Here is a 21,073-nt window from a genome sequence, read left to right on the forward strand (position 1 = left end):
ACCAGTGTGAAAGTAGGTTATCGTCAGGCTAGTTATATGAAAAACCCCGCAGAGTGATCTCTGCGGGGTTTTTTGCTTTGGGCGCACGAACCGGCGCCCGACTCCACCACGCCGGTTCTCGCTCCCGCAGGATTCGCTTGTCGGTTCAACATGAATCGACTCGGGAGCCTTCGAGAGCGCCACGCACTGCGTCCCGCAGCTCAATGCCCTGAACTTTCGGCCTACTTCCAGATGCTGAAACGGTCCTTATACTGCTGGGTTTGACCTACTCGAGGACCGTTCATGCGTCGTTTGCTTCTTGCAGTGCTTGCCTGTAATCCCTTGTTTGCCACCGCATCCACGACCCCGGCTGCCATCGTTGCCGCGTTCTGGAAGGCGTCCAGCCATGCACCTGGCGTCCCAGCCGATGCTGATCGCCTGCAGCAGCTGTTTCGCAGCGATGCGCTTGTCGTGGGAGGCCGGTATCAGGACGGTCGGCCGGTGTTCAAATCCATAACGGCAAACGAGTTCATTGCCGCTCAGCGCCAGGCGCGGCCATACGGTTTCTACGAATGCGAAGTGGTGCGCGAAGTCAGGCAATACGATCGTTTCGCGACCGTCTACAGTGTCGTGGAGACGCGTCGCGACCCCACGGCCGCAAAAGCCGATTATGCGGGCGTCAACAGTATCCAGCTCTACCGGGATGAAACTGGCTGGAAGATCGTGTCGCTGTACTATCACGTCGAGAAACCAGGGGCGCCGATTCCTCTCGATGGCGGCAAGACCGGGGCCTGTCTGGAAGCTTAGTTTTGCCAATTCGTATGTTGGGAGGGTAATGTCGGCGCGGCCGGTCCAAGGCTTGTATTTCTACTTATACTGGCTCTTCCGCAACCATATGCCGATACGATAATGCCGACCCGTCTGGTTTCCCCGTCCTCCTTGCTACGGTATGTCGTCTGTACCGGCCTCTTGTTCTCCCAGGGAGCCTTCGCCAACCCGCTGCCTGCAGGCTGCGACCTGGGTGAACAGCCGAGCTTGCCCCTCACCTTCACCGACGACTTGCGTCCGGTGGGACACGCTACGATCAACGGCGCTGCCGTTCCCGTCATGCTGAGTACCGGCGCGGCGGAATCGCTGGTCCTCAACAGGAAGACGCTGGATCGTCTCGGCATCGCGGTACGCACCTCGACGAGCAAAATGTCTGCCGACGATGGCGAGCGTAATCCGCTGGGCGTCGATATCGTGCGCGACATATCGCATGCCTTGCTCCAGGAGTTTTCGTTCGGTGCGGCAAAGGTCAACAATGCCACGTACATGGTCGAGGACTTCATGGACGACACATTCGGCGCGAGGATCGGCGCCGGCACCCTCCTGCAAACGGACCTGGAAATCGCCCTGGACGCAGGCTATATCAAACCCTTCAAGCCCAACGGCTGCTTCCGGGCGCATCTGGCCTATTGGGACCCGCAAGCGGTATCGGTCCTGGCCTGGCACGATCCGTGGAAACGCGAACCCCGGTTCGTGTTCAGCGTGCGCATCGCCGGCAAGGATTTGCGCGCCCTGTTGTCGACTGCAACCCCGTATTCCTATCTCCCCAGGGCCACGGCTGAACGGTTGGGACTGACGCCAGGCTCGCCAGGCGCCACCCGCGAAGCCCCTGTACCGGGACACGACGCGGACAAGCCGGTGTGGAAGGTTCCGGTTCCTGCCATGTCCATCGGCGCCCTGGAAGTCAAGGAGCTCGACCTGCGTGTGATCGACCTGCCCCATTCGGGTGAACTGCTGGTGCTCGGCGCCGACTTCCTGCACCGGCACCGCATCTATATCGCCACGAGCCAGAAGCAGATCTATTTCTCCCCAATCGCAAGCCCGCGGATCCTGAAACGCGGCTCGGTAGAGGTGATTCCACAGATTATTGACTGAAGCGCGATCGGGTCCGGTCGCTTGCCCGGCATCAGGATCGGCTGAGCTGCTTTGCGGCAACATGCTCCAGTGCCAACCAACTGGAGAACATCATGGATGAAACGGGTGAACGCGCAGGCTTGGGCGACAAGCTGATGGGACCAATGATGAGCATTATCGACAAGCGCCGGGCCGACCTGGTCCCCCTGTTGCAGGGAGGCCCGGGCCAGACTGCCCAGGCCGTCCTGCGCGACGATGAGTGCGTGCGCAAGGTGGCGAGCTTCTGTTATCCCTTGTTGCCCGGGCTGGTCCGGCTGGCGGTGAAGGAACCGGTGTTCGTCGACTTTGTGATGAACAACCGGGAGAAGGTGCTCGGCAGGCTCAGCCAGCCGGTCTGCGCCTGACCAGCGGGCGCCACTACTGAGCGACGGGCTCGGCTTCCTTCGCCTTCACTTGCCCGCGGCTGATGCTGTCCCCGTCGTTGCGGCGCAGGCGCCAGAACACGGCGGACGAGAGCAGCGTCAGGATCGCCAGCGTGGCGAAGCCGTAGTGCAAGGCTTGGGCCACGAGAGCCCGGTTGTCCTGGGCCACCGGCCCCAGGAACCAGGCCGTCACGATCGATCCCGCCGCCAGGCCGAAACTCATCGACAACTGCTGGAACGAGCTCGAGATCGTGCTGGCCATGCTCGAATCGTTCGCGTCGATGTCGGCGTAGGCCAGGGTGTTCATGCTGGAGAACTGCAGCGAGTTAAAAAATCCCTGCGCCAGGCTGATGGCGACGATGACGTAGAAAGGCGTGCCGGGTCCAACCAGGGTGAACAGGGCGATCGTCAGGCCGATGCAGACCGTGTTCACAGTCAGCACCTGCCGGTAGCCGAAGCGCGCGAGCAGCTTCGGGGCGAACAGTTTCATCCCCATCGCCGCGGCAGCGGACGGCATCATCAACAGGCCCGACTGCCATGCCGGCAACCCCAGGCCCAGCTGGTAGAGCAGCGGCAACAGGAAGGGCAGGCCGCCGACGCCGAGCCGCGTGACGAACCCGCCGATGACGGAGATGCGGAAGGTGCGCACCTTGAACAGCGTCAGCCTCAGCAGCGGATGCTTGACGCGGCAGGCATGCCAGGCATAGGTGCCCAGCAGCGCCAGCGACAAGGCAAGCAGAAGGCCGCCGGTGAGCGCGTCCAGCGTGTGCTCGCCGAACACTTCCAGCAACCAGGACAGGATGGCGGTGCCGCTGCTGAACAGGACCAGGCCGATGACGTCGAGCGGACGCTTTTCGTGGCCGCGGTAGTCCGGCATGTGCTTCCAGACGAGATAGAGCGCAGCCAGGCCGACCGGCACGTTGATGAAGAAGATCATGCGCCAGGAGGTCCAGTGCACGATCAGCCCGCCCACGGTCGGCCCCAGCAGCGGCCCGATGAGGGCCGGAATGATAACGAAGTTCATCGCTGCCAGCAGCTCGTTCTTCGGAAAGGTCCGCACGATCGCCAGCCGGCCGACCGGCATCATCATCGCGCCGCCCAGTCCCTGCAGCAGGCGCGCGGCCGTCAGCATGTGCGGATCGAGCGCCAGGCCGCACAGCACCGAGGCAAGGGTGAAGATCGAGATCGCCGTGAAGAACACGCGGCGGGTGCCGAAGCGGTCCGCCATCCAGCCGCTGAGCGGAATGCCGACGGCCAAGCCGAGGATGTAACTGGTGACCACCGATTTCAAGCTCAGCGGCGTGACCTGCAGGCTGGCCGCGATGCTCGGAATGGCGGTGTTGACGACGGTGGCGTCGAGATGCTCCATGAACAGGGCAGTCGCGACGAGCCACGGCAGGTAGCGTTTGATCTTGTCGGGATCGGTCAATCGGGCCTCGTGATGCCGGCAGGCCGGGCGGCCTGCCTCATGCCGATTGTGTCATAAATCACCGCGGGGCCTCGTTCGGCTCCCGCTGCGGCGCGCTCGGAAGCGCGGTCAGAAACGGTAGGCCGCCTTGGCCACGATCCAGTTTGCCCCGTCGTTCGGCTTCTTGATGCTGGCGTTCGAGTAGTGCTGGAACCTCAGGCCGAAGTCCCACCTGGCGGTGGTATAACCCACGCCGATGTGGTCGCCGAACTGGAAGGCGGTCGATAGCTCATTGTCCTCGTTCTTGTACAGCTTGGAGAACAGGTTCACGCCGATGCCGATTTCGCCATACAGGCCGAGCTTGCTGTCATTCTGGTAGCGCAGCACGGGGGTGAAGCCGATGACGGCGAGATTTTTGCGCTGGCCCGGCACGTTGCGATAGGCGTCGAGGCGCCACCAGGCAAGGCTGCCTTCCCAGTAGCCCGACAGGTGGCGGCCGTTCGTCGCGAACCAGCGCTGGTCCCAGTCGGACTGCACGGCTACGCGCGCCATGCGCTGCTTTGGATTGGTGCCGAATTCGAAGGAGGCCGAATCGATGATGCCGTCGGCGGCATGGCCGGCCTGGGCGAACAGCAGGGCAGCGGTGGCCGCAAGCCCCGCAGCGATCTTTCTGAACGTGAGCATGTCTCGCTTTCTTGAAAATGCGGAAATATTGTGCGATGCGCCATTATACTAGCGTGAACAATCTCGCGCCGGACGCCACGTTGCGCTGCGCCGACGGTATGATAGACGCCCCGCAGAACGCGTTTCCTCATTTACTCAACCGCGCATGACCGAACCGACCACCACTCCGCTGTACCCGCTCGCTGCCCCGACCCAGCAGCAAGTCATTCCCGCACTCTTGCCACCCGACCCGGTTGCGGAGCACATTGCCGCCCACCTGGGGCGGATCGACATGGTGTTCCACGACACGGTGGCCGACCCGGTCCAGGTCGACATCCACGTGGTGCCGGCGAATGCGCAGTACCCCTTCATGCGGCTCGTCACCTCGGGCATGAGCAGCCGCCCGATGACGGTGCCGGAAGGCGCGCCCCCGTACGGCGAATTGATGATGGCGTTGCCGGCGGACTGGAAACTCGACGAGCAGTCGGTGCAGGACGAGCGCTGGTACTGGCCGGTCGCCCTGATGCGCCACCTGGCACATTATCCGCACCAGCATGCGACCTGGCTCGGCCTCGGCCACACGGTACCGAACGGGGCGCCGGCCAAGCCGTATGCCAAGGGTGTCGACTTCTCCGGCGCGATCCTGCTGCCGCCGGCCTCGGCGCCTGAGGCGTTCGGCGCATTGTCCAGCGATGGCAAGGACATCTATTTCCACTGCGTGGTGCCGCTCTATGAAGCGGAACTGAACCTCGTGCGCCGCAAGGGCTTCCCGGTGCTGCTCGACGGCTTCAACGACAAGGGCGTCACCGACCTCGTGGTCCCGGGGCGCAAGAACACCGTCAAGAAGAAGTTCCTCGGGCTGTTCTGATGGGAACCATCGCCTTCCTGGGCATTGGCCTGATGGGAAGGCCGATGGCGATCCGGCTGGCGCAGGCCGCCTGCACTGTGCGGGCCTGGAACCGTACGTATGCGAAAGCCGAAGCACTGCGCGGCGCAGGACCCGAGCCGGTGGCGGACCTGGCGCAGGCGGTGCAGGGCGCGCAGGTGGTCATTTCCATGCTCGACGCCGGCCCCGTTGTCGCCGAGGTGATCGCCGCCGCATTGCCGTCACTCGATCCCGGCACCCAGTGGATCGACATGAGCTCGACGCGTCAGGACGAGGCCCTGGCCTTTCACGCCACCCTGGCCGCGCGCGGCTGCCGCTTCATCGATGCACCCGTATCGGGCGGCGTCGGCGGCGCCGAAGCGGGCACGCTGGCGATCATGGCCGGCGCGGATCCACGAGATTTTGACCAAATGGTAAACATCCTGGCCGCCCTGGGCACGCCCCGGCGCGTCGGCCCCGTGGGCAGCGGCCAGGTGGCCAAGTTGTGCAACCAGTTGATCGTCGGGGCGACGCTGAACGTGGTTGCCGAGGCATTGCTGCTGGCACAGGCGGCAGGCGCCGACCCGGCGGCGGTGCGCGAGGCGATCCGTGGCGGTTTCGCGGGCAGCCGCGTGCTCGACGTCCACGGCCAGCGCATGCTGGACCGGGATTTCATGCCGGGCGGGCAGGTAAAAACGCAGCTGAAGGATTTGCACAACGTGCTGGCCGCCGCCGGCGCGGCAGGCTTGACGCTGCCGGTGGCCGAACTGGTGACGCGGCAGTACGAAGCGATCGAAGCAAGCTTGCCGGCGGCGGACCATGCGGCGGCGCTGCTGGCGCTGGAGCGAATGAATCCGGGAGCCAGGTTGGGCAGCGCACCGGATCAGCTACCGTAGGGGTGATCTGGTCCAGCAGGCCAGATCAGGCGTTGCCTACCGCGAATTCAAACCTGGGTAATGCTGCCGGTTCGGCTGTTCTATTGCTGGATGAACGCGCGGACGGCGAAGCCGTCCACCCTACGAAAGTCGTCAAGCAGCCGGCAAACTCATCTCCACCAACCTGACCCAGTAACTCGCCCCGATCGGCAGCAGGTTGTCATTGAAATCATAGCTCGTGTTATGCAGCTGGCACGGCCCCAGGCCATGTCCGCCGGCGCGGTGCGTGCCTTCGCCGTTGCCGATGAAGACATAGCAGCCCGGCTTTTCCTGCAGCATGAAGGCGAAGTCTTCCGCACCCATGGTCGGCTCGACGTTCGTGTCGACCCGGTCGCTGCCCACCACCGCGCGCATCGCCTCGACCGCAAACGCCGTCTGCTCCGGATGGTTGATGAGCGGCGGGTAGTTGCGCTTGAAGCTGAAATCGACGGAGGCATTGAAGGCCGCCGCGACGCCGCCGGCAATCTCTTCCATGCGGCGCTGGATCAGGTCGAGCACGCCGGTCGAGAAGGTGCGCACGGTACCGACCAGCTCGGCCTGGTCGGGGATGACGTTGGTGGCGCTGCCGGCATGGATCTGCGTGATCGACAGCACCGCCGATTCCAGCGGGTTCTTCTCGCGCGAGACGATGGTCTGCCAGGCCTGGGCGATCTGCACCGCCACCATCACCGGGTCGATGCCGCGGTGCGGCTGCGCCGCGTGGCAGCCCTTGCCGCGCACGGTCACACGGAACTCGTTACTGGAGGCCATCATGGGGCCCGGCACGACACCGAAGTTCCCTTCCGGGATGCCGGGCCAGTTGTGCATGCCGTACACCGCCTCCATCGGGAACTGCTCGAACAGGCCGTCGTCCATCATGCGGCGCGCGCCGCCGCCGCCTTCTTCGGCCGGCTGGAAGATCAGGTACACGGTGCCATCGAAATTGCGGTGGCGCGCCAGGTGGTGCGCGGCGCCGAGCAGCATCGCGGTGTGGCCGTCGTGGCCGCACGCATGCATCTTGCCCGGATGGCGCGAAGCATGTGCGAAGCCGTTAATCTCCTGCATCGGCAGGGCGTCCATGTCGGCGCGCAGGCCGATCGCACGGGATGAGGTGCCGTTCTTGATTGAACCGACCACGCCGGTCACGCCCAGGCCGCGCACGACCGGGATGCCCCATTCGGTCAGGCGCGCTGCCACCACGTCGGCGGTACGCTGTTCTTCGTAGCACAGCTCCGGATGCGCATGCAGGTCGCGCCGGATCTCCTGCAGTTCCGGTTGAAAAGCGAGAATGGGTTCTACGAGCTTCATCGGTCTCTCCGTTTTGTCATGCTTGCATTGCACGTTTTGAACCATTGTAGCCTGCCTCAAACAGTGAATGAAAGAGGAGGGGACGAGCCTTGCCGGAATGGGATAAAGTATTGGTTTCACGAAGTATTTCCGCTTGTTCCCACCTCTGTTTCCACATATGCCAGTCACCCAAGTCCGCGCCACCTGCCCCCACGATTGCCCCGATACCTGCGCGCTGCTCGTCACCGTCGACAACGGCGTCGCCACGGAAGTGAAGGGCGATCCGGAGCATCCGACGACGGCAGGGGTGTTGTGCACCAAGGTGTCGCGCTATGTGGAGCGCACCTATCACCCGGACCGCCTGCTGCATCCGATGCGCCGCGTGGGCCGCAAGGGAGAGGGAAAATTCGAGCGCATCACGTGGGACGAGGCGCTCGACGAGATCGCGGCGCGCCTGAAGGAAATCGCCGCGCGCGACCCGCAGGCAGTCCTGCCGTACAGCTATGCCGGCACCATGGGACTGGTGCAGGGCGATTCGATGTCTTTGCGTTTCTTCAACAAGCTCGGCGCCTCGCTGCTGGACCGTACCATCTGCGCCACAGCCGGCGCCACCGGCTACAAGTACACCATCGGTGGCTCGATCGGCACCGACATCGAACACTTCCAGGACGCCAAGCTGATCCTGATCTGGGGCGGCAACCCGATCGCCTCGAACCTGCATTTCTGGATGCGCGTGCAGGAAGCCAAGCGCCGCGGCGCCAGGCTGGTCGCCATCGATCCCTACCGTTCGCTGACGGCCGAGAAGTGCCACCAGCACATCGCGCTGCTGCCGGGGACGGACGCCGCGCTGGCGCTGGGCATGATGCACGTGCTGATCCAGGAAGACCTGGTCGACCACGACTACGTGGCGAAGTACACGCTCGGCTACGAGGAGCTGAAGGCGCGCGCGCTGGAGTGGACGCCGCAGCGCACCGCCGAAACCTGCGGTATCACGGCCGACGAGGTGGTGGAGCTGGCACGCCTGTACGGCCAGACCGGAAGGCGCGGCGAAGCGGCCGCCATCCGCATGAACTACGGCCTGCAGCGCGTGCGCGGCGGCGGCATGGCCGTGCGCAACATCGCGTGCCTGCCGGCGCTGGTCGGTGCATGGCGCCACCATGCCGGCGGCGTCCAGTTGTCGACCTCGGGCTCGTTCCCGGCCAACCGGGCGGCGCTGCAGCGCCCGGACCTGCTCGATGGCCGCGCCGCGCGCACGATCAACATGACCACCATCGGCGACGACCTGCTCAAGGACACCTCGCCCGCATTCGGCCCGAAGATCGAAGCCGTTATCGTCTACAACGCCAACCCACTGGCGATCGCGCCGGAGTCAAGCAAGGTGCAGCAAGGCTTCGCGCGCGAAGACCTGTTCACCGTGGTGCTGGAACACTTCCAGACCGACTCCGCCGACTATGCCGACATCCTGCTGCCGGCCACCACTCAGCTCGAGCACGTCGATGCACACCTGGCCTATGGCCACCTGTACATGATGGCCAATAATGCCGCCATCGCACCCGTGGGCGAAGCCAAGCCGAACACGGAAATCTTCCGCCTGCTGGCCGCGCGCATGGGCTTCGATGATCCGTGCTTCAGCGAGACCGACGACGACCTGGCGGCGCAGGCCTTCGACAAGCGCCACGAGCGCGCCGTGCACTTCGACTGGGAATCCCTGAAGCGCAAGGGCTGGCAGAAACTGGCCATGCCCGCGGCGCCGTTCGCCGAAGGCGGCTTCCCGACCCCGTCGGGCAAATGCGAGTTCTATTCGAGCAGCATGGCACGCGACGGGCTCGACCCGGTCCCGGCGTATATCCCGCCGTATGAATCGGCCGCCTCCAATCCGGAGCTGGCCAGGAAATACCCGCTGGCGATGATCTCGCCTCCGGCAAGGAACTTCCTTAACTCAACCTTTGTCAATGTACAGAGCCTGCGTGCAACTGAGGGCGAGCCGCACCTCGACATCCACCCGAACGACGCCGCACGACGCGGCATCAACCACGGTGACATGGCACGCATCTTCAACGACCGCGGCTCATTCGTTGCCCGTGCACGCGTCACCGACAAGGCGCGCGAAGGGCTGGTGGTGGGTTTGTCGATCTGGTGGAAGAAACTCGCCAGCGACGGCAAGAACGCCAATGAAGTGACCAGCCAGCGACTGACCGACATGGGCAGGGCGCCTACTTTCTACGACACCCTGGTGCAGGTCGAAAAGGCCGCATCCTCCACGCGAGATGAAATTCACCACTAGATTTTCCCGGGCCTTCCGGCCCATGTCCTTCCGGCCCATCGTGGCCGCCGCTTGCGCGGCCCTGATGTTGTCAAGCTGCTCATCCCTCTCCTACTACACCCAGGCCGCGCAAGGCCAGCTCGAACTGCTGACGGATTCCCGTCCGATCGATGCCTGGCTGGCCGACCCTGCCACCAACCCCAAGCTGCGCCACCGCCTGGAAAGCGCGCGCCAGATCCGGCGCTTCGCGATCCAGGAACTGAAGTTGCCCGACAACGGCAGTTATACCCACTTCACCAACCTGAAGCGTCCCTACGTGCTGTGGAACGTGGTGGCCACGCCGGAGCTGTCGCTCAAGCCCATGCAGTGGTGCTTCCCGGTGGCCGGCTGCGTGAACTACCGCGGCTACTACAGCAAGGCGGCGGCCCAGGCTTACGCGAAGCAGCTGCGCGCCCAGGGCCACGACGTGGAAGTGGGTGGGGTCAGCGCCTATTCGACGCTGGGCTGGTTCAGCGATCCCCTGATCTCGACCTTCATCAACTATCCGGATGCGGAACTGGCGCGCCTGATCATCCACGAACTGGCGCACCAGGTGGTGTACGTGCAGGGCGACTCGAAATTCAACGAGTCCTTCGCCAGCGCGGTGGAGCTGGCCGGTGTCGAAGCCTGGCTCGAACGCTTCGGCAACCCGGCGATGGTCGAGTCCTTCGAGCGCTACACGGAGCGCAAGCGGGATTTCATGGCGCTGCTGGTGCGCTACCGCGGCGAGCTGGAGAAGACCTATGCCAGCAAGATGAGCAAGGACGAGAAGCGCGCGACCAAGGCGCGCCTGTTCATGGCGCTGAAGGACGACTACCAGGTGCTCAAGGCGAACTGGGGCGGCTACAGCGGCTATGACCGCTTCTTCGCCGAGCCGTTGTCGAACGCGCACCTGGCCTCGATCGCCACCTACAACGATTTCGTGCCGGCCTTCCGCGCCCTGCTGCGCAAGGAACGGACCTGGCCCGCGTTCTACAAGTCGGTCAAGCAGATCGCCAAGCTGGACAAGGCCGATCGCCACCGCGTGCTGGAGCGTCTCGCCGCCCCGGCAGCGACGAGTCCGCTCGTGGTGCAGCGCACCATGGGAGAGGACACGATAGGGGGAAGATAGAGGGCGCGTTCCAAAAGCCTCAAAAGAGCTTGCGCGCAATGACGCTGCCCGATAGCATCACATTCAGGCGATAGCAAAGGCGCAAGCTTCGCGCGCGCGTACGTACGGGGCACAAGACTCCGGCTGCGCGCCGCGGCCGCTCGGACCACCAACGATAACTATTTCGAGACAGAGGCATCCGATGGAAAAAATTTGGCTGAAGTCGTACCCCCCGAACGTACCTGCTGAGATCAACCCGGACCAGTACCAGTCGCTGGTGCACATGCTGGACGAGTCGTTCCGCAAGTACGCCGACCGTAACGCCTACGTCTGCATGGACAAGTACCTGACGTACGGCGAGCTGGATGCCTACTCGAAGAAGCTGGCCGCGTGGCTGCAAAGCCGCGGCATGGAACGCGGCGCGCGCGTGGCGATCATGATGCCGAACGTGCTGCAGTACCCGATCGCGATCGCGGCCGTGCTGCGCGCCGGCTACACGGTGGTGAACGTGAACCCGCTGTACACGCCGCGCGAGCTCGAGCACCAGATCAAGGATTCGGGCAGCGAAGCGATCATCGTGCTCGAGAACTTCGCCAACACGGTGCAGCAGGTGATGGGCAAGACCCCGCTGCGCCACGTGGTGGTGGCGAGCATGGGCGAGATGCTGGGCGGCGCCAAGGGCATGCTGGTCAACTTCGTGGTCCGCAACGTCAAGAAGATGGTGCCGGAGTTCTCGCTGCCGAACATGGTGCGCTTCAAGGACACGCTGTCGCAGGGCGCGAAGATGCCGTTCACGCCGGTCGAGCTGAAGTCCTCGGACGTCGCCTTCCTGCAGTACACTGGCGGCACCACCGGCGTGTCGAAGGGCGCGACGCTCACGCACCGCAACGTGATCGCCAACGTGCTGCAGACCGAAGCCTGGTCGAAGCCGGCGATGGGCGAACCGGGCGCCGAGCAGACCGTGATCGTCTGCGCGCTGCCGCTGTACCACATCTTCGCGCTGACCGCGTGCGCGATGTGGGGCATGCGCACCGGCGCGCTGAACATCCTGATCGTCAACCCGCGCGACATCCCGGGTTTCATCAAGGAGCTGGGCAAGTACAGGATCAACATGCTGCCGGCGGTAAACACGCTGTACAACGCCCTGGTGAACCATCCGGACTTCGCGAACCTGGACTTCTCGGGCCTGAAGGTGTGCAACGGCGGCGGCATGGCGGTGCAAAAGGCCGTCAACGACAAGTGGAAGCAGGTCACGGGAACGTCGATCATCGAAGGCTACGGCCTGTCGGAGACCGCACCGGTGGCCACCTGCAACCGCGCCGACATCAAGGAGTTCAGCGGCACGATCGGCCTGCCGGTGCCGTCCACGGACATCGCGATCCTGGACGACGAGGGCAAGCCGATGGCGCCGGGCCAGATCGGCGAGATCGCCATCCGCGGCCCGCAGGTGATGGCCGGCTACTGGAACCGCCCGGACGAGACGGCCAAGGTCATGACGCCGGACGGCTTCTTCAAGTCGGGCGACGTCGGCATCATGGACGCGGACGGCTACGTGAAGATCGTCGACCGCAAGAAGGACATGATCCTGGTCTCGGGCTTCAACGTCTATCCGAACGAACTGGAAGGCGTGATCGCCGCGCATCCGGGCGTGCTGGAGTGCGCCGTGATCGGCGTGCCGGACGAACATTCCGGCGAAGCGGTGAAGGTGTTCGTGGTACGCAAGGACCCGAACCTGACCGCCGAGCAGCTGATGGACTACTGCAAGCAGCAGTTCACCGGCTACAAGAAACCGAAGTACATCGAGTTCCGCGACGAGCTGCCGAAGACCAACGTCGGCAAGATCCTGCGGCGCGCGCTGCGGGACGAGAAACAGGCGGAGACCGCCGCGCAATAGTAGCAACGGCAGCATAGCGGCTGGCGCATTCGGCCGGCTGCCAGAAGCCGCCCGCATCCCGGGCGGCTTTGCGTTTTAATGGATACACAAACAGAAGGTGAGGCACGGATGGACAAGTTTTGGCTCAAGTCGTACGAGGAGGGGGTACCTGCGGAGATCGATCCGACGCAGTACCGCTCCCTGACGCATCTGCTGGAGGAGGCGTTCCGCAAGTACGCCGACCGCAAGGCCTACGCGTGCATGGGCAAGTTCCTCACCTTCGGCGAACTGGACCAGCTCTCGGCCCGCATGGCCGCCTGGCTGCAGGGCCGCGGCCTGAAGCCGGGCGCGCGCGTGGCCATCATGCTGCCCAACGTGCTGCAGTACCCGGTGGCGATGGCCGCCGTACTGCGCGCCGGCTACGTCATCGTCAACGTCAACCCGCTGTACACCCCGCGCGAGTTGCAGCACCAGCTGGCCGATTCGGGCGCCGAAGCCATCGTCGTGCTCGAGAACTTCGCGCACACGCTGGAACAGGTGATCGCCAAGACGCAAGTGAAACACGTGGTCGTCGCGACCATGGGCGACCTGCTGGGCGGCCTGAAGGGGACCCTGGTCAACCTGGTGGTCCGCAAGGTCAAGAAGATGGTGCCGGCGTTCTCGCTGCCGGGCGCGATCGGTTTCAAGCGCATGCTGTCCGAGGGGGCAGGGCTGAGCATGAAGCCGGTCACCATCGGCCATGACGACATCGCCTTCCTGCAGTACACCGGCGGCACCACGGGCGTGTCGAAAGGCGCCGTGCTGCTGCACCGCCACGTGATCGCCAACGTGCTGCAGAACGAAGCCTGGTTCGCCCCGACCCTCGGCAAGCTCAAGGCCGGCGAGCAGCCGCAGTTCGTGTGCGCGCTGCCGCTGTACCACATCTATGCGCTGACCGTGTGCGCGCTGCTGGGCCTGCGCGTAGGCGGCATGAACCTCCTGATCCCCAACCCGCGCGACATCCCGGGCTTCATCAAGGAACTGAAGAACTACCGCATCAACATCTTCCCGGCCGTGAACACGCTGTACAACGGACTGGTGAACAACCCGGAATTCGCCCAGCTCGACTTCTCGGGCCTCTTGGTGTGCCCGGGCGGCGGCATGGCGGTGCAAAAAGCCGTGGCGGACAAGTGGCTGTCGATCACCGGCACCCCGATCGTCGAAGGCTACGGCCTGTCCGAGACCTCGCCGGTGGTCACCGCCAACCGCTGCGACATCACCGACTTCACAGGCACCATCGGCCTGCCGCTGCCGTCCACCGAGATCCGCATCCTGGACGAAGCCGGCAATGAAGTCCCGTTCGGCACCGCCGGCGAAATCGCCGTGCGCGGCCCGCAGGTGATGGCCGGCTACTGGCAGCGCGACGACGAAACCGCCAAGGTCATGACCCCGGACGGCTTCTTCAAGACCGGCGACGTCGGCATCATGGACGAACAGGGCTATACCCGCATCGTGGACCGCAAGAAGGACATGATCCTGGTCTCGGGCTTCAACGTGTATCCGAACGAGATCGAAGGCGTCGTGGCCGCGCATCCGGGCGTGCTGGAAGTGGCCTGCGTCGGCGTGCCGGACAAGAACTCGGGCGAGGCGGTGAAGCTGTACATCGTGAAAAAGGACGCAAACCTCACCGTTGATGAGCTGATGGCCTACTGCAAGGAGCAGTTCACCGGCTACAAGCGTCCGAAGTTCATCGAATTCCGCGAGACGCTGCCGAAGACGAACGTGGGCAAGATCCTGCGGCGCGAGCTGCGGGACGAGAAGACGCCCGCGGCTTGAGCTGACACTGCTCAAGCAAAAATTGGATCCCGGCCTTCGCCGGGATGACGGTCTTTAGGTTAGCGCACAAAAGAAGCGTCCGCAGTCCCCAACTTTTGAACGCCGTCCCGGCGAAGGCCGGGACCCAAGTTCGTACCGTAGCCGCTAGCTTATCCACTCCATGTCCGGGATGCCATTAGCCAGCCGGAACAGCCGGCGCGCTAGCGCCATTTACTCGTGCGTAATCAGCGAGTCCAGCGGCGGCAGCTGGCGCGGCTTGCGGTCCGGCCCGGTGGCCACATAGGTCAGCTGGGCTTCGGTCACCTTCACGACATCGGCCTGCAGGCGGTTGCGCTCGGCATAGACCTCGACGCACACGGTGATCGAGGTTTTCCCGACCTTGACGATCTCGGCATAGAAGGACAGCAGGTCGCCCACGAACACGGGCTGCTTGAACAGGAAGGAATTCACGGCAATCGTCGCCACGCGGCCATTCGCGCGGCGGGTGGCCGGCAGCGAGCCGGCGACGTCGACCTGGGCCATGATCCAGCCGCCGAACACGTCGCCGTACACGTTGGCGTCGGACGGGGCGGGCATCACCCGCAGTTCCGGCATCTTCCCTTGCGGCAGGCGGGTCGGTGCTGCGGCGTCGGGCGTGGACGGGGTGGCGGGAGCATTTTGTGGCGTGGTCATCTTGTTTTCTCGGTAAAAGCTACAATCGTCCCGAATTGAACCATAAATCCCCAAGCCCTGCCATGCGCCGCAATTCAGCAACCTCAGCCTCATCCGTCCCCTTGCCGCCCGATTCGAAGGGCGTGCCGCGCAACGACTGGGCCACGCTGCGCACCCTGTTCCCGTATCTCTGGGTCTATAAATGGCGGGTGCTGGCCGCGCTCGCCGCCCTGATCGGCGCCAAGATGGCGAACGTCGGCGTGCCGCTGGTGCTCAAGCAGCTGATCGACCAGCTCGCCATCGACCCCAAGGACCCCCACGCGCTGCTGGTGCTGCCGCTCGGCGCGCTCGTCGCCTACGGCCTGTTGCGCCTGTCCACCACGTTGTTCACCGAGCTGCGCGAATTCCTGTTCGCGCGCGTGACGCAGCGCGCGGTGCGCACCATCGCCCTCAAAGTGTTCCGCCACCTGCATGCGCTGTCGCTGCGCTTTCACCTGAACCGCCAGACCGGCGGCATGACGCGCGACATCGAACGCGGCACGCGCGGCGTGAATTCCCTGATCTCCTATTCGCTGTTCAACGTGCTGCCGACCCTGGTGGAGATCACGCTGGTGCTCGGCTACCTGGTGTTCAACTACGACATCTGGTTCACCGTCATCACGGCGGTGGCGCTGGCGAGCTATATCGCCTTTACGGTGATCGTGACCGAATGGCGCACGCACTTTCGCCGCACCATGAACGACCTCGATTCGAAAGCCAATACCAAGGCGATCGACTCGCTGCTGAACTACGAAACGGTGAAGTACTTCGGCAACGAGGAATACGAGGCGAAGCGCTACGACCAGGGCCTGCAGAATTTCGAGAATGCCGCCGTGCGCTCGCAGACGTCGCTGTCGTTCCTGAACACCGGCCAGTCCCTGATCATCGCCACCGCCGTCACGCTGATCCTGTGGCGCGCGACCGAAGGCGTGATCGCGGGCACCATGACCCTGGGCGACCTGGTGCTGGTGAACTCGTTCATGATCCAGCTGTACATCCCCTTGAACTTCCTGGGCGTGATCTACCGCGAGATCAAGCAGAGCCTGGCCGACATGGAACGCCTGTTCTCGCTGCTCGACCAGAACCGCGAGGTGGCCGACAGCCCGGGTGCGCAGCCGCTCGTCACTGATGCGGCGAAGGGGGCGCAGGTGGAGTTCTCGCACGTGCAGTTCAGCTACGAGGCCAAGCGCCAGATCCTGTTCGACGTGGACTTCACGATCCCGGCCGGCACCACCACGGCGGTGGTGGGGCACAGCGGCTCGGGTAAATCGACGCTGTCACGCCTGCTGTTCCGTTTTTATGACGTGAACGGCGGCGCGATCCGCATCGACGGGCAGGACCTGCGCAACATCACGCAGCAATCGTTGCGTGCATCGATCGGCATCGTCCCGCAGGACACGGTGCTGTTCAACGACACCATCGAGTACAACATCGCCTACGGCAAGCCGGGCGCCTCGCATGAGGACATCGTGGCGGCGGCGCGCGCGGCCTCGATCCACGATTTCATCGAAAGCCTGCCGGACGGCTATGCAAGCATGGTGGGCGAGCGTGGATTGAAACTGTCGGGCGGCGAGAAGCAGCGCGTGGCGATCGCGCGCACGCTGCTCAAGAACCCGGCGATCCTGATTTTCGACGAGGCGACGTCGGCGCTCGATTCGAAATCGGAACAGGCGATCCAGGCGCAGCTGAAGGAGATCGCGAAGGACCGCACGACGCTCGTGATCGCGCACCGGCTGTCGACCATCGCCGACGCGCAGCAGATCATCGTGCTGGACCACGGGCGCATCGTCGAGCGCGGCACGCACGGATCCTTGCTCGCGGCCCGCGGCTTGTATGCGCAGATGTGGGAAAGGCAGCTGGCGCGGCCGGACGAGGAGTTGGCGTCGCCGCCGTTGGAGGTAGCAAAGTAAAAGTGGCGATGAGCCACAACTCTTCCATTGTTAGCCTGAAAGCCATGAGAATGCATGCAGTACCAAACCGCATGCAAACTTGGGTTCCCGCTTGCGCGGGAACGACGATCTCGGGCTAACAAACGAACTACGTTAGTAGGTATAGAACATCCGCTGGATGTCCTTCGTATCGCTGGTCTTCGTCAGCGCCAGCATCAGCAGGATACGCGCCTTCTGCGGGCTGAGCGTATCCGCCGCCACGAAGTCGAGCTGGTCGTCGTTGGCCTCGCCGTTCCTCGCTACGATGCCCTGGCCGACGCGCGACGACCGCACGACCACCACGCCCTTTTCGCGCGCCGCGATCAAGGCCGGCCTGGTCCTGGCCGGCAGGCTGCCGTTGCCCACCCCCGCATGCACCAGGCCCTTGGCGCCGGCCGCCACCAGCGCCTTCACCGCCACGTCGCCCACGTTCGCATACGCGTAGGCCACGTCCACCTGCGGCAGCGCGTCCAGCTTCGAGACGTCGAACTCGGTATCCACGGTGTGCTTGCGCGTCACCTCGCGATAGAAGTAGGGCTTGCCGCCCTGGATGTAGCCCACCATGCCCAGCTCCGCCGCACGGAAGGTGTCAGTGGTGGTGGTGCTCGCCTTGGTGACGTCGCGCGCCGCGTGGATCTGGTCGTTCATCGCCACCAGCACCCCCTTGCCCGCCGCGGATGGGGAGCCGGCCAGGTTGACCGCGTTGTACAGGTTGATCGGGCCGTCCGCCGACAGCGCGGTGGACGGCCGCATCGACCCGACCACCACCACCGGCTTTTTACTCTTGACCACCAGGTTCAGGAAATAGGCCGTCTCTTCCAGCGTGTCGGTGCCGTGCGTGATGACGATGCCGTCCACATTGGCCTGGCCCAGCAGCACGTTGACGCGCTTGGCCAGTTGCAGCCAGTGCTCGTTGCCCATGTTCTCGCTGGCGATCTGGAACACCTGCTCGCCGGTGATGTTGGCCACCCTGGCGATCTCGGGCACGGCCTGGATCAGCGACTGCACGCCGACGGTGGCGGCGGTATAGCCGACCGTGGTGGTGCTGCTGGCCCCGGTGCCGGCGATGGTGCCGCCGGTGGCGAGGATGGTCACGTTGGGCAGCTTCGCGCTGTGCGCCGCGATTTGTGCATACGCCGCCGGGGCGAGCAGGAACATCATGGCGAACAGCGCAGCGGCGGCGCGCCGGGACTTCTGGAACATGTACATCTCCTTCAAAAAACAAAAGGCGGCCGCGCTGTGCGCGGCCGCCCGTGACAGATGAATTACGGCTTCTTGTAAACGACGCCGTCCTTCATCACGAACTTCACCTGCTCGAGCACCTGCACGTCGCGCAGCGGGTCGCCTTCGACCGCGATGATGTCGGCCGCGAAGCCCGGCTCGACGGCGCCGAGGCGCTTGCCCTGGTCGAGCAGGGCGGCCGCGTGCACGGTCGCCGAGCGGATGGCTTCGACCGGCGTCATGCCCGCCTCCACCATGTAGCCGAATTCCTTGGCGTTCTCGCCATGCGGGAACACGCCGGCGTCGGTGCCGAACGCGATCTTCACGCCGGCCTTGTGGGCACGCGCAAACGTCGCCTGCAGCTGCGGGCCGATGGCCGCCGCCTTCGGGCGTACCAGTGCCGAGTAATAATTCGGGTCCTTGGCCTTGTCGGCCACGTAGCGGCCGGCCGAGATGGTGGGCACGTACCAGTTGCCGGTTTTCTTGAACAGGGCGACGGTCTCGTCGTCCATCAAGGTGCCGTGTTCGATCGAGTCGACGCCGGCGCGCAGTGCGCGTTTCATGCCTTCGGCGCCGTGCGCGTGGGCCGCGACGCGGAAGCCGTAATCCTTCGCGGTGCTGACGATGGCCTTCAGCTCGTCCTCGGTGTACTGCGAGTTCTGGCCGTTGGCGGCCTGGCTCAGCACGCCGCCGGTGGCGGTGATCTTGATCAGGTCGGCGCCTTCCTTGTAGCGCTGGCGCACGGCCTGGCGGCCGCCTTCCGGGCTGTCGATCACGCCCTGTTCGGGGCCGGGCGTGCCGACCTTCTCGCTCAGGAAGTGCGACAGGTTGTTGGTCGGGTCGGCATGCCCGCCGGTAGTGGCGATCGACTTCCCGGCGGTGAACATGCGCGGGCCGGGAATCGCGCCGGCGGCGATGGCGCGCTTGAGCGACACGTTCAGGCCGTCCTGGGCGCCGAGGTCGCGCACCGTGGTGAAACCGGCCATCAGGGTGCGCTCGGCGTACTTCACCGAGCGGTAAGCCAGGTCGGCCGGGTCGGCGGTGAGGCGGTCGCGGTAGGAATCGATTACCGGCATGGTTTCGCTGGTCAGGTGCACGTGCATGTCGATCAGGCCCGGCAGGCAGGACTGGCGCGACAGGTCGATATTGCCGGCCGCCTGCGTCATCGGGCCGACCGACTTGATGGCGCCGTTTTCCACGACGATGCTGACGCGCTCGCGCCAGGTGCCGCTTTTCACGTCGAGCAGGCGGCCGCAGTCGACCGTCTGGGTGGCGGCGTGGGCACCGCTCATTGCACCAGTCGTGGCCAGCAGCAAACCTGCCGCATACAGTTTGTTCATGTCTCGCTCCTCATGTTGTCGTTATGTGAAAAAGGCCCTCCATCGCTGGAAGGCCTTTCGTGGTGAATGCTGTCGTGGTGTTCAGCGCAGCGGCGCGACGGCCGGATCCTTGTTCGGTTCGGCCAGGTCGCCCTCCCACTTTGCGACCACGGCGGTGGCGATGCCGTTGCCGATCACGTTGGTGGCCGAACGGGCCATGTCCAGGAAGTGGTCGATGCCCAGCAGGAGCAGCAGGCCGGCTTCCGGGATGTTGAACTGGGCCAGGGTGGCGGCGATCACGACCAGCGAGGCACGCGGCACGCCGGCCATGCCTTTCGAGGTCAGCATCAGCACCAGCATCATGGTCATCTGGGTCGCCAGGTCCAGCTCGATGCCGTAGGCCTGGGCGATGAACACGGCGGCGAAGGTGCAGTACATCATCGAGCCGTCGAGGTTGAACGAATAGCCGATCGGCAGCACGAAGGCGGCCAGGCGGTTCTTGACGCCGAAGCGCTCCAGGCCTTCCAGGGTCTTCGGGAATGCCGCTTCGGAGGAAGCGCAGGTGTAGGCCAGGATGGTCGGTTCCTTCAGCTCGGAGACCAGGCGCAGCACGCGGCGTCCGAGGAAGAAGCCGCCGATCAGGATCAGCACGATCCACAGCAGCACGATGCCGAAGTAGAACTGGGCCATGAAGATGCCGTAGGTCGACAGCACGCTCAGGCCGCTCTTGGCGACCACACCGGCCACCGCCGCGAACACGGCGATCGGCGCGAAGTTCATGACGTAGCCGGTGACCTTCAGCATGATGTGGGCGATGCCGTCCACCGCGTCGATCAGCGGGGTGGCGCGGGCGCCGACGGCGGCCGCCGCGGTGCCGAAGAAGACCGAGAACACGACGATCTGCAGGATCTCGTTCTTGGCCATGCCGTCGAAGATCGAGGTCGGAATCAGGTGGGTGATGAAGTCCTTCAGGGTCAGGCTGGACGTGGTGATGCCCGACGAGGCGTCGATCGGCGGCACGGCGCCCGACAGGGCCATCGCGTCGCCCGGACGGAACAGGTTCACCAGGATCAGGCCCAGCGACAGCGAGATGACCGAAGCAATGACGAACCAGCCCAGCGCCTTGACGCCGATGCGGCCGACTTCCGCGGCGTCGCCCATCCTGGCGATGCCGACCACCAAGGTCGAGAACACCAGCGGTGCGATGATCATCTTGATCAGGCGCAGGAACATGGTCGTGATCAGCGACATCGTGTCGGCGAACCCGGGGGCGTCTTCCAGGTAAACGTTGGCCACGTAGCCGACGACGATCCCGAGCACGAGGCCGATCAGGATGTACGTTGTCAGGCGGTTCTTTTTATCCATAATGCTTCCTGTCTCGTGGACCTGTGCAAA

The 21,073-nt window shown here is 64.5% G+C and carries 17 protein-coding genes; 10 read left to right on the forward strand and 7 right to left on the reverse strand.

Annotated elements, in window-relative coordinates:
- Positions 1 to 282 precede the first annotated feature (282 nt).
- The 3 genes from ACFFJK_RS19505 to ACFFJK_RS19515 all read left to right on the forward strand — a co-directional run bounded on the left by ACFFJK_RS19505 (position 283) and on the right by ACFFJK_RS19515 (position 2,285).
- The gene (locus ACFFJK_RS19505) at positions 283 to 786 is read left to right on the forward strand and encodes a hypothetical protein (protein ID WP_379681338.1); all 504 of its coding nucleotides are present in this window, start codon (positions 283 to 285) and stop codon (positions 784 to 786) included.
- A gap of 162 nt (positions 787 to 948) precedes the next feature.
- Positions 949 to 1,902: an aspartyl protease family protein gene (locus ACFFJK_RS19510; protein ID WP_379681340.1), complete on the forward strand. Its 954-nt coding sequence runs from the start codon at positions 949 to 951 to the stop codon at positions 1,900 to 1,902.
- 92 nt (positions 1,903 to 1,994) lie between these two features.
- Positions 1,995 to 2,285: a hypothetical protein gene (locus tag ACFFJK_RS19515; RefSeq protein WP_379681341.1), complete on the forward strand. Its 291-nt coding sequence runs from the start codon at positions 1,995 to 1,997 to the stop codon at positions 2,283 to 2,285.
- Positions 2,286 to 2,298: 13 nt separating this feature from the next.
- Here the strand turns inward: ACFFJK_RS19515 and ACFFJK_RS19520 are convergent, their stop codons facing one another.
- Positions 2,299 to 3,732: a DHA2 family efflux MFS transporter permease subunit gene (locus tag ACFFJK_RS19520; protein WP_379681343.1), complete on the reverse strand. Its 1,434-nt coding sequence runs from the start codon at positions 3,730 to 3,732 to the stop codon at positions 2,299 to 2,301.
- 108 nt (positions 3,733 to 3,840) lie between these two features.
- Entirely contained in the window at positions 3,841 to 4,395 is a 555-nt protein-coding gene (locus tag ACFFJK_RS19525; protein WP_379681345.1) for an acyloxyacyl hydrolase, read from the reverse strand.
- A 145-nt stretch (positions 4,396 to 4,540) separates the two neighbouring features.
- Between ACFFJK_RS19525 and ACFFJK_RS19530 the strand changes: the two genes are divergently transcribed.
- Both ACFFJK_RS19530 and ACFFJK_RS19535 read left to right on the forward strand, forming a co-directional pair.
- The gene (locus tag ACFFJK_RS19530) at positions 4,541 to 5,242 is read left to right on the forward strand and encodes a suppressor of fused domain protein (protein ID WP_379681346.1); all 702 of its coding nucleotides are present in this window, start codon (positions 4,541 to 4,543) and stop codon (positions 5,240 to 5,242) included.
- On the forward strand, positions 5,242 to 6,135 hold the full coding sequence (locus tag ACFFJK_RS19535; protein ID WP_379681348.1) for an NAD(P)-dependent oxidoreductase: 894 nt from the start codon (positions 5,242 to 5,244) through the stop codon (positions 6,133 to 6,135). The genes ACFFJK_RS19530 and ACFFJK_RS19535 overlap by 1 nt, the downstream gene beginning before the upstream one ends.
- A gap of 132 nt (positions 6,136 to 6,267) precedes the next feature.
- Here ACFFJK_RS19535 and ACFFJK_RS19540 read toward each other — a convergent pair whose 3' ends face one another.
- Complete coding sequence (locus tag ACFFJK_RS19540; protein ID WP_379681349.1) at positions 6,268 to 7,461, reverse strand: M20 aminoacylase family protein; 1,194 nt, start codon at positions 7,459 to 7,461, stop codon at positions 6,268 to 6,270.
- A gap of 157 nt (positions 7,462 to 7,618) precedes the next feature.
- Between ACFFJK_RS19540 and ACFFJK_RS19545 the strand changes: the two genes are divergently transcribed.
- The 4 genes from ACFFJK_RS19545 (at position 7,619) to ACFFJK_RS19560 (ending at position 14,520) form a co-directional block, all read left to right on the forward strand.
- Positions 7,619 to 9,724: a molybdopterin-containing oxidoreductase family protein gene (locus tag ACFFJK_RS19545; protein ID WP_379681350.1), complete on the forward strand. Its 2,106-nt coding sequence runs from the start codon at positions 7,619 to 7,621 to the stop codon at positions 9,722 to 9,724.
- 22 nt (positions 9,725 to 9,746) lie between these two features.
- Positions 9,747 to 10,853 carry an aminopeptidase gene (locus ACFFJK_RS19550; RefSeq protein WP_379681351.1) on the forward strand — a complete coding sequence of 369 codons (1,107 nt, stop codon included), beginning with the start codon at positions 9,747 to 9,749 and terminating at the stop codon, positions 10,851 to 10,853.
- Positions 10,854 to 11,034: 181 nt separating this feature from the next.
- A complete protein-coding gene (locus ACFFJK_RS19555; protein ID WP_379681353.1) occupies positions 11,035 to 12,726 on the forward strand; it encodes a long-chain-fatty-acid--CoA ligase in 1,692 nt (563 codons plus the stop codon).
- Positions 12,727 to 12,834: 108 nt separating this feature from the next.
- Positions 12,835 to 14,520, forward strand: coding sequence for a long-chain-fatty-acid--CoA ligase (locus ACFFJK_RS19560; protein WP_379681354.1), 1,686 nt, complete (start codon positions 12,835 to 12,837; stop codon positions 14,518 to 14,520).
- A 210-nt stretch (positions 14,521 to 14,730) separates the two neighbouring features.
- Here ACFFJK_RS19560 and ACFFJK_RS19565 read toward each other — a convergent pair whose 3' ends face one another.
- Entirely contained in the window at positions 14,731 to 15,192 is a 462-nt protein-coding gene (locus ACFFJK_RS19565) for an acyl-CoA thioesterase (protein WP_379681356.1), read from the reverse strand.
- Positions 15,193 to 15,254: 62 nt separating this feature from the next.
- Between ACFFJK_RS19565 and ACFFJK_RS19570 the strand changes: the two genes are divergently transcribed.
- On the forward strand, positions 15,255 to 17,120 hold the full coding sequence (locus ACFFJK_RS19570; protein ID WP_379681357.1) for an ABCB family ABC transporter ATP-binding protein/permease: 1,866 nt from the start codon (positions 15,255 to 15,257) through the stop codon (positions 17,118 to 17,120).
- Positions 17,121 to 17,252: 132 nt separating this feature from the next.
- Here the strand turns inward: ACFFJK_RS19570 and ACFFJK_RS19575 are convergent, their stop codons facing one another.
- The 3 genes from ACFFJK_RS19575 to ACFFJK_RS19585 form a co-directional block, all read right to left on the reverse strand.
- Positions 17,253 to 18,341, reverse strand: coding sequence for a type II asparaginase (locus ACFFJK_RS19575; RefSeq protein ID WP_379681358.1), 1,089 nt, complete (start codon positions 18,339 to 18,341; stop codon positions 17,253 to 17,255).
- Positions 18,342 to 18,403: 62 nt separating this feature from the next.
- Positions 18,404 to 19,699, reverse strand: coding sequence for a metal-dependent hydrolase family protein (locus ACFFJK_RS19580; protein WP_379681360.1), 1,296 nt, complete (start codon positions 19,697 to 19,699; stop codon positions 18,404 to 18,406).
- Positions 19,700 to 19,780: 81 nt separating this feature from the next.
- Entirely contained in the window at positions 19,781 to 21,043 is a 1,263-nt protein-coding gene (locus ACFFJK_RS19585) for a dicarboxylate/amino acid:cation symporter (RefSeq protein ID WP_379681361.1), read from the reverse strand.
- Between the last annotated feature and the right edge of the window lie 30 nt (positions 21,044 to 21,073).

Source organism: Massilia consociata (genome assembly GCF_042432755.1).
In the GTDB taxonomy this organism is placed as follows: domain Bacteria; phylum Pseudomonadota; class Gammaproteobacteria; order Burkholderiales; family Burkholderiaceae_D; genus Telluria; species Telluria consociata.

What these genes read in the sequence shown, in the direction of transcription:
- ACFFJK_RS19575 (WP_379681358.1), bottom strand. Translation starts at nt 18,341, where the DNA reads ATGTTCCAGAAGTCCCGGCGCGCCGCCGCTGCGCTGTTCGCCATGATG.
- ACFFJK_RS19505 (WP_379681338.1), top strand. Translation starts at nt 283, where the DNA reads ATGCGTCGTTTGCTTCTTGCAGTGCTTGCCTGTAATCCCTTGTTTGCC.
- ACFFJK_RS19570 (WP_379681357.1), top strand. Translation starts at nt 15,255, where the DNA reads ATGCGCCGCAATTCAGCAACCTCAGCCTCATCCGTCCCCTTGCCGCCC.
- ACFFJK_RS19535 (WP_379681348.1), top strand. Translation starts at nt 5,242, where the DNA reads ATGGGAACCATCGCCTTCCTGGGCATTGGCCTGATGGGAAGGCCGATG.
- ACFFJK_RS19540 (WP_379681349.1), bottom strand. Translation starts at nt 7,461, where the DNA reads ATGAAGCTCGTAGAACCCATTCTCGCTTTTCAACCGGAACTGCAGGAG.
- ACFFJK_RS19515 (WP_379681341.1), top strand. Translation starts at nt 1,995, where the DNA reads ATGGATGAAACGGGTGAACGCGCAGGCTTGGGCGACAAGCTGATGGGA.
- ACFFJK_RS19550 (WP_379681351.1), top strand. Translation starts at nt 9,747, where the DNA reads ATGTCCTTCCGGCCCATCGTGGCCGCCGCTTGCGCGGCCCTGATGTTG.
- ACFFJK_RS19525 (WP_379681345.1), bottom strand. Translation starts at nt 4,395, where the DNA reads ATGCTCACGTTCAGAAAGATCGCTGCGGGGCTTGCGGCCACCGCTGCC.
- ACFFJK_RS19580 (WP_379681360.1), bottom strand. Translation starts at nt 19,699, where the DNA reads ATGAACAAACTGTATGCGGCAGGTTTGCTGCTGGCCACGACTGGTGCA.
- ACFFJK_RS19560 (WP_379681354.1), top strand. Translation starts at nt 12,835, where the DNA reads ATGGACAAGTTTTGGCTCAAGTCGTACGAGGAGGGGGTACCTGCGGAG.
- ACFFJK_RS19530 (WP_379681346.1), top strand. Translation starts at nt 4,541, where the DNA reads ATGACCGAACCGACCACCACTCCGCTGTACCCGCTCGCTGCCCCGACC.
- ACFFJK_RS19555 (WP_379681353.1), top strand. Translation starts at nt 11,035, where the DNA reads ATGGAAAAAATTTGGCTGAAGTCGTACCCCCCGAACGTACCTGCTGAG.
- ACFFJK_RS19545 (WP_379681350.1), top strand. Translation starts at nt 7,619, where the DNA reads ATGCCAGTCACCCAAGTCCGCGCCACCTGCCCCCACGATTGCCCCGAT.
- ACFFJK_RS19585 (WP_379681361.1), bottom strand. Translation starts at nt 21,043, where the DNA reads ATGGATAAAAAGAACCGCCTGACAACGTACATCCTGATCGGCCTCGTG.
- ACFFJK_RS19565 (WP_379681356.1), bottom strand. Translation starts at nt 15,192, where the DNA reads ATGACCACGCCACAAAATGCTCCCGCCACCCCGTCCACGCCCGACGCC.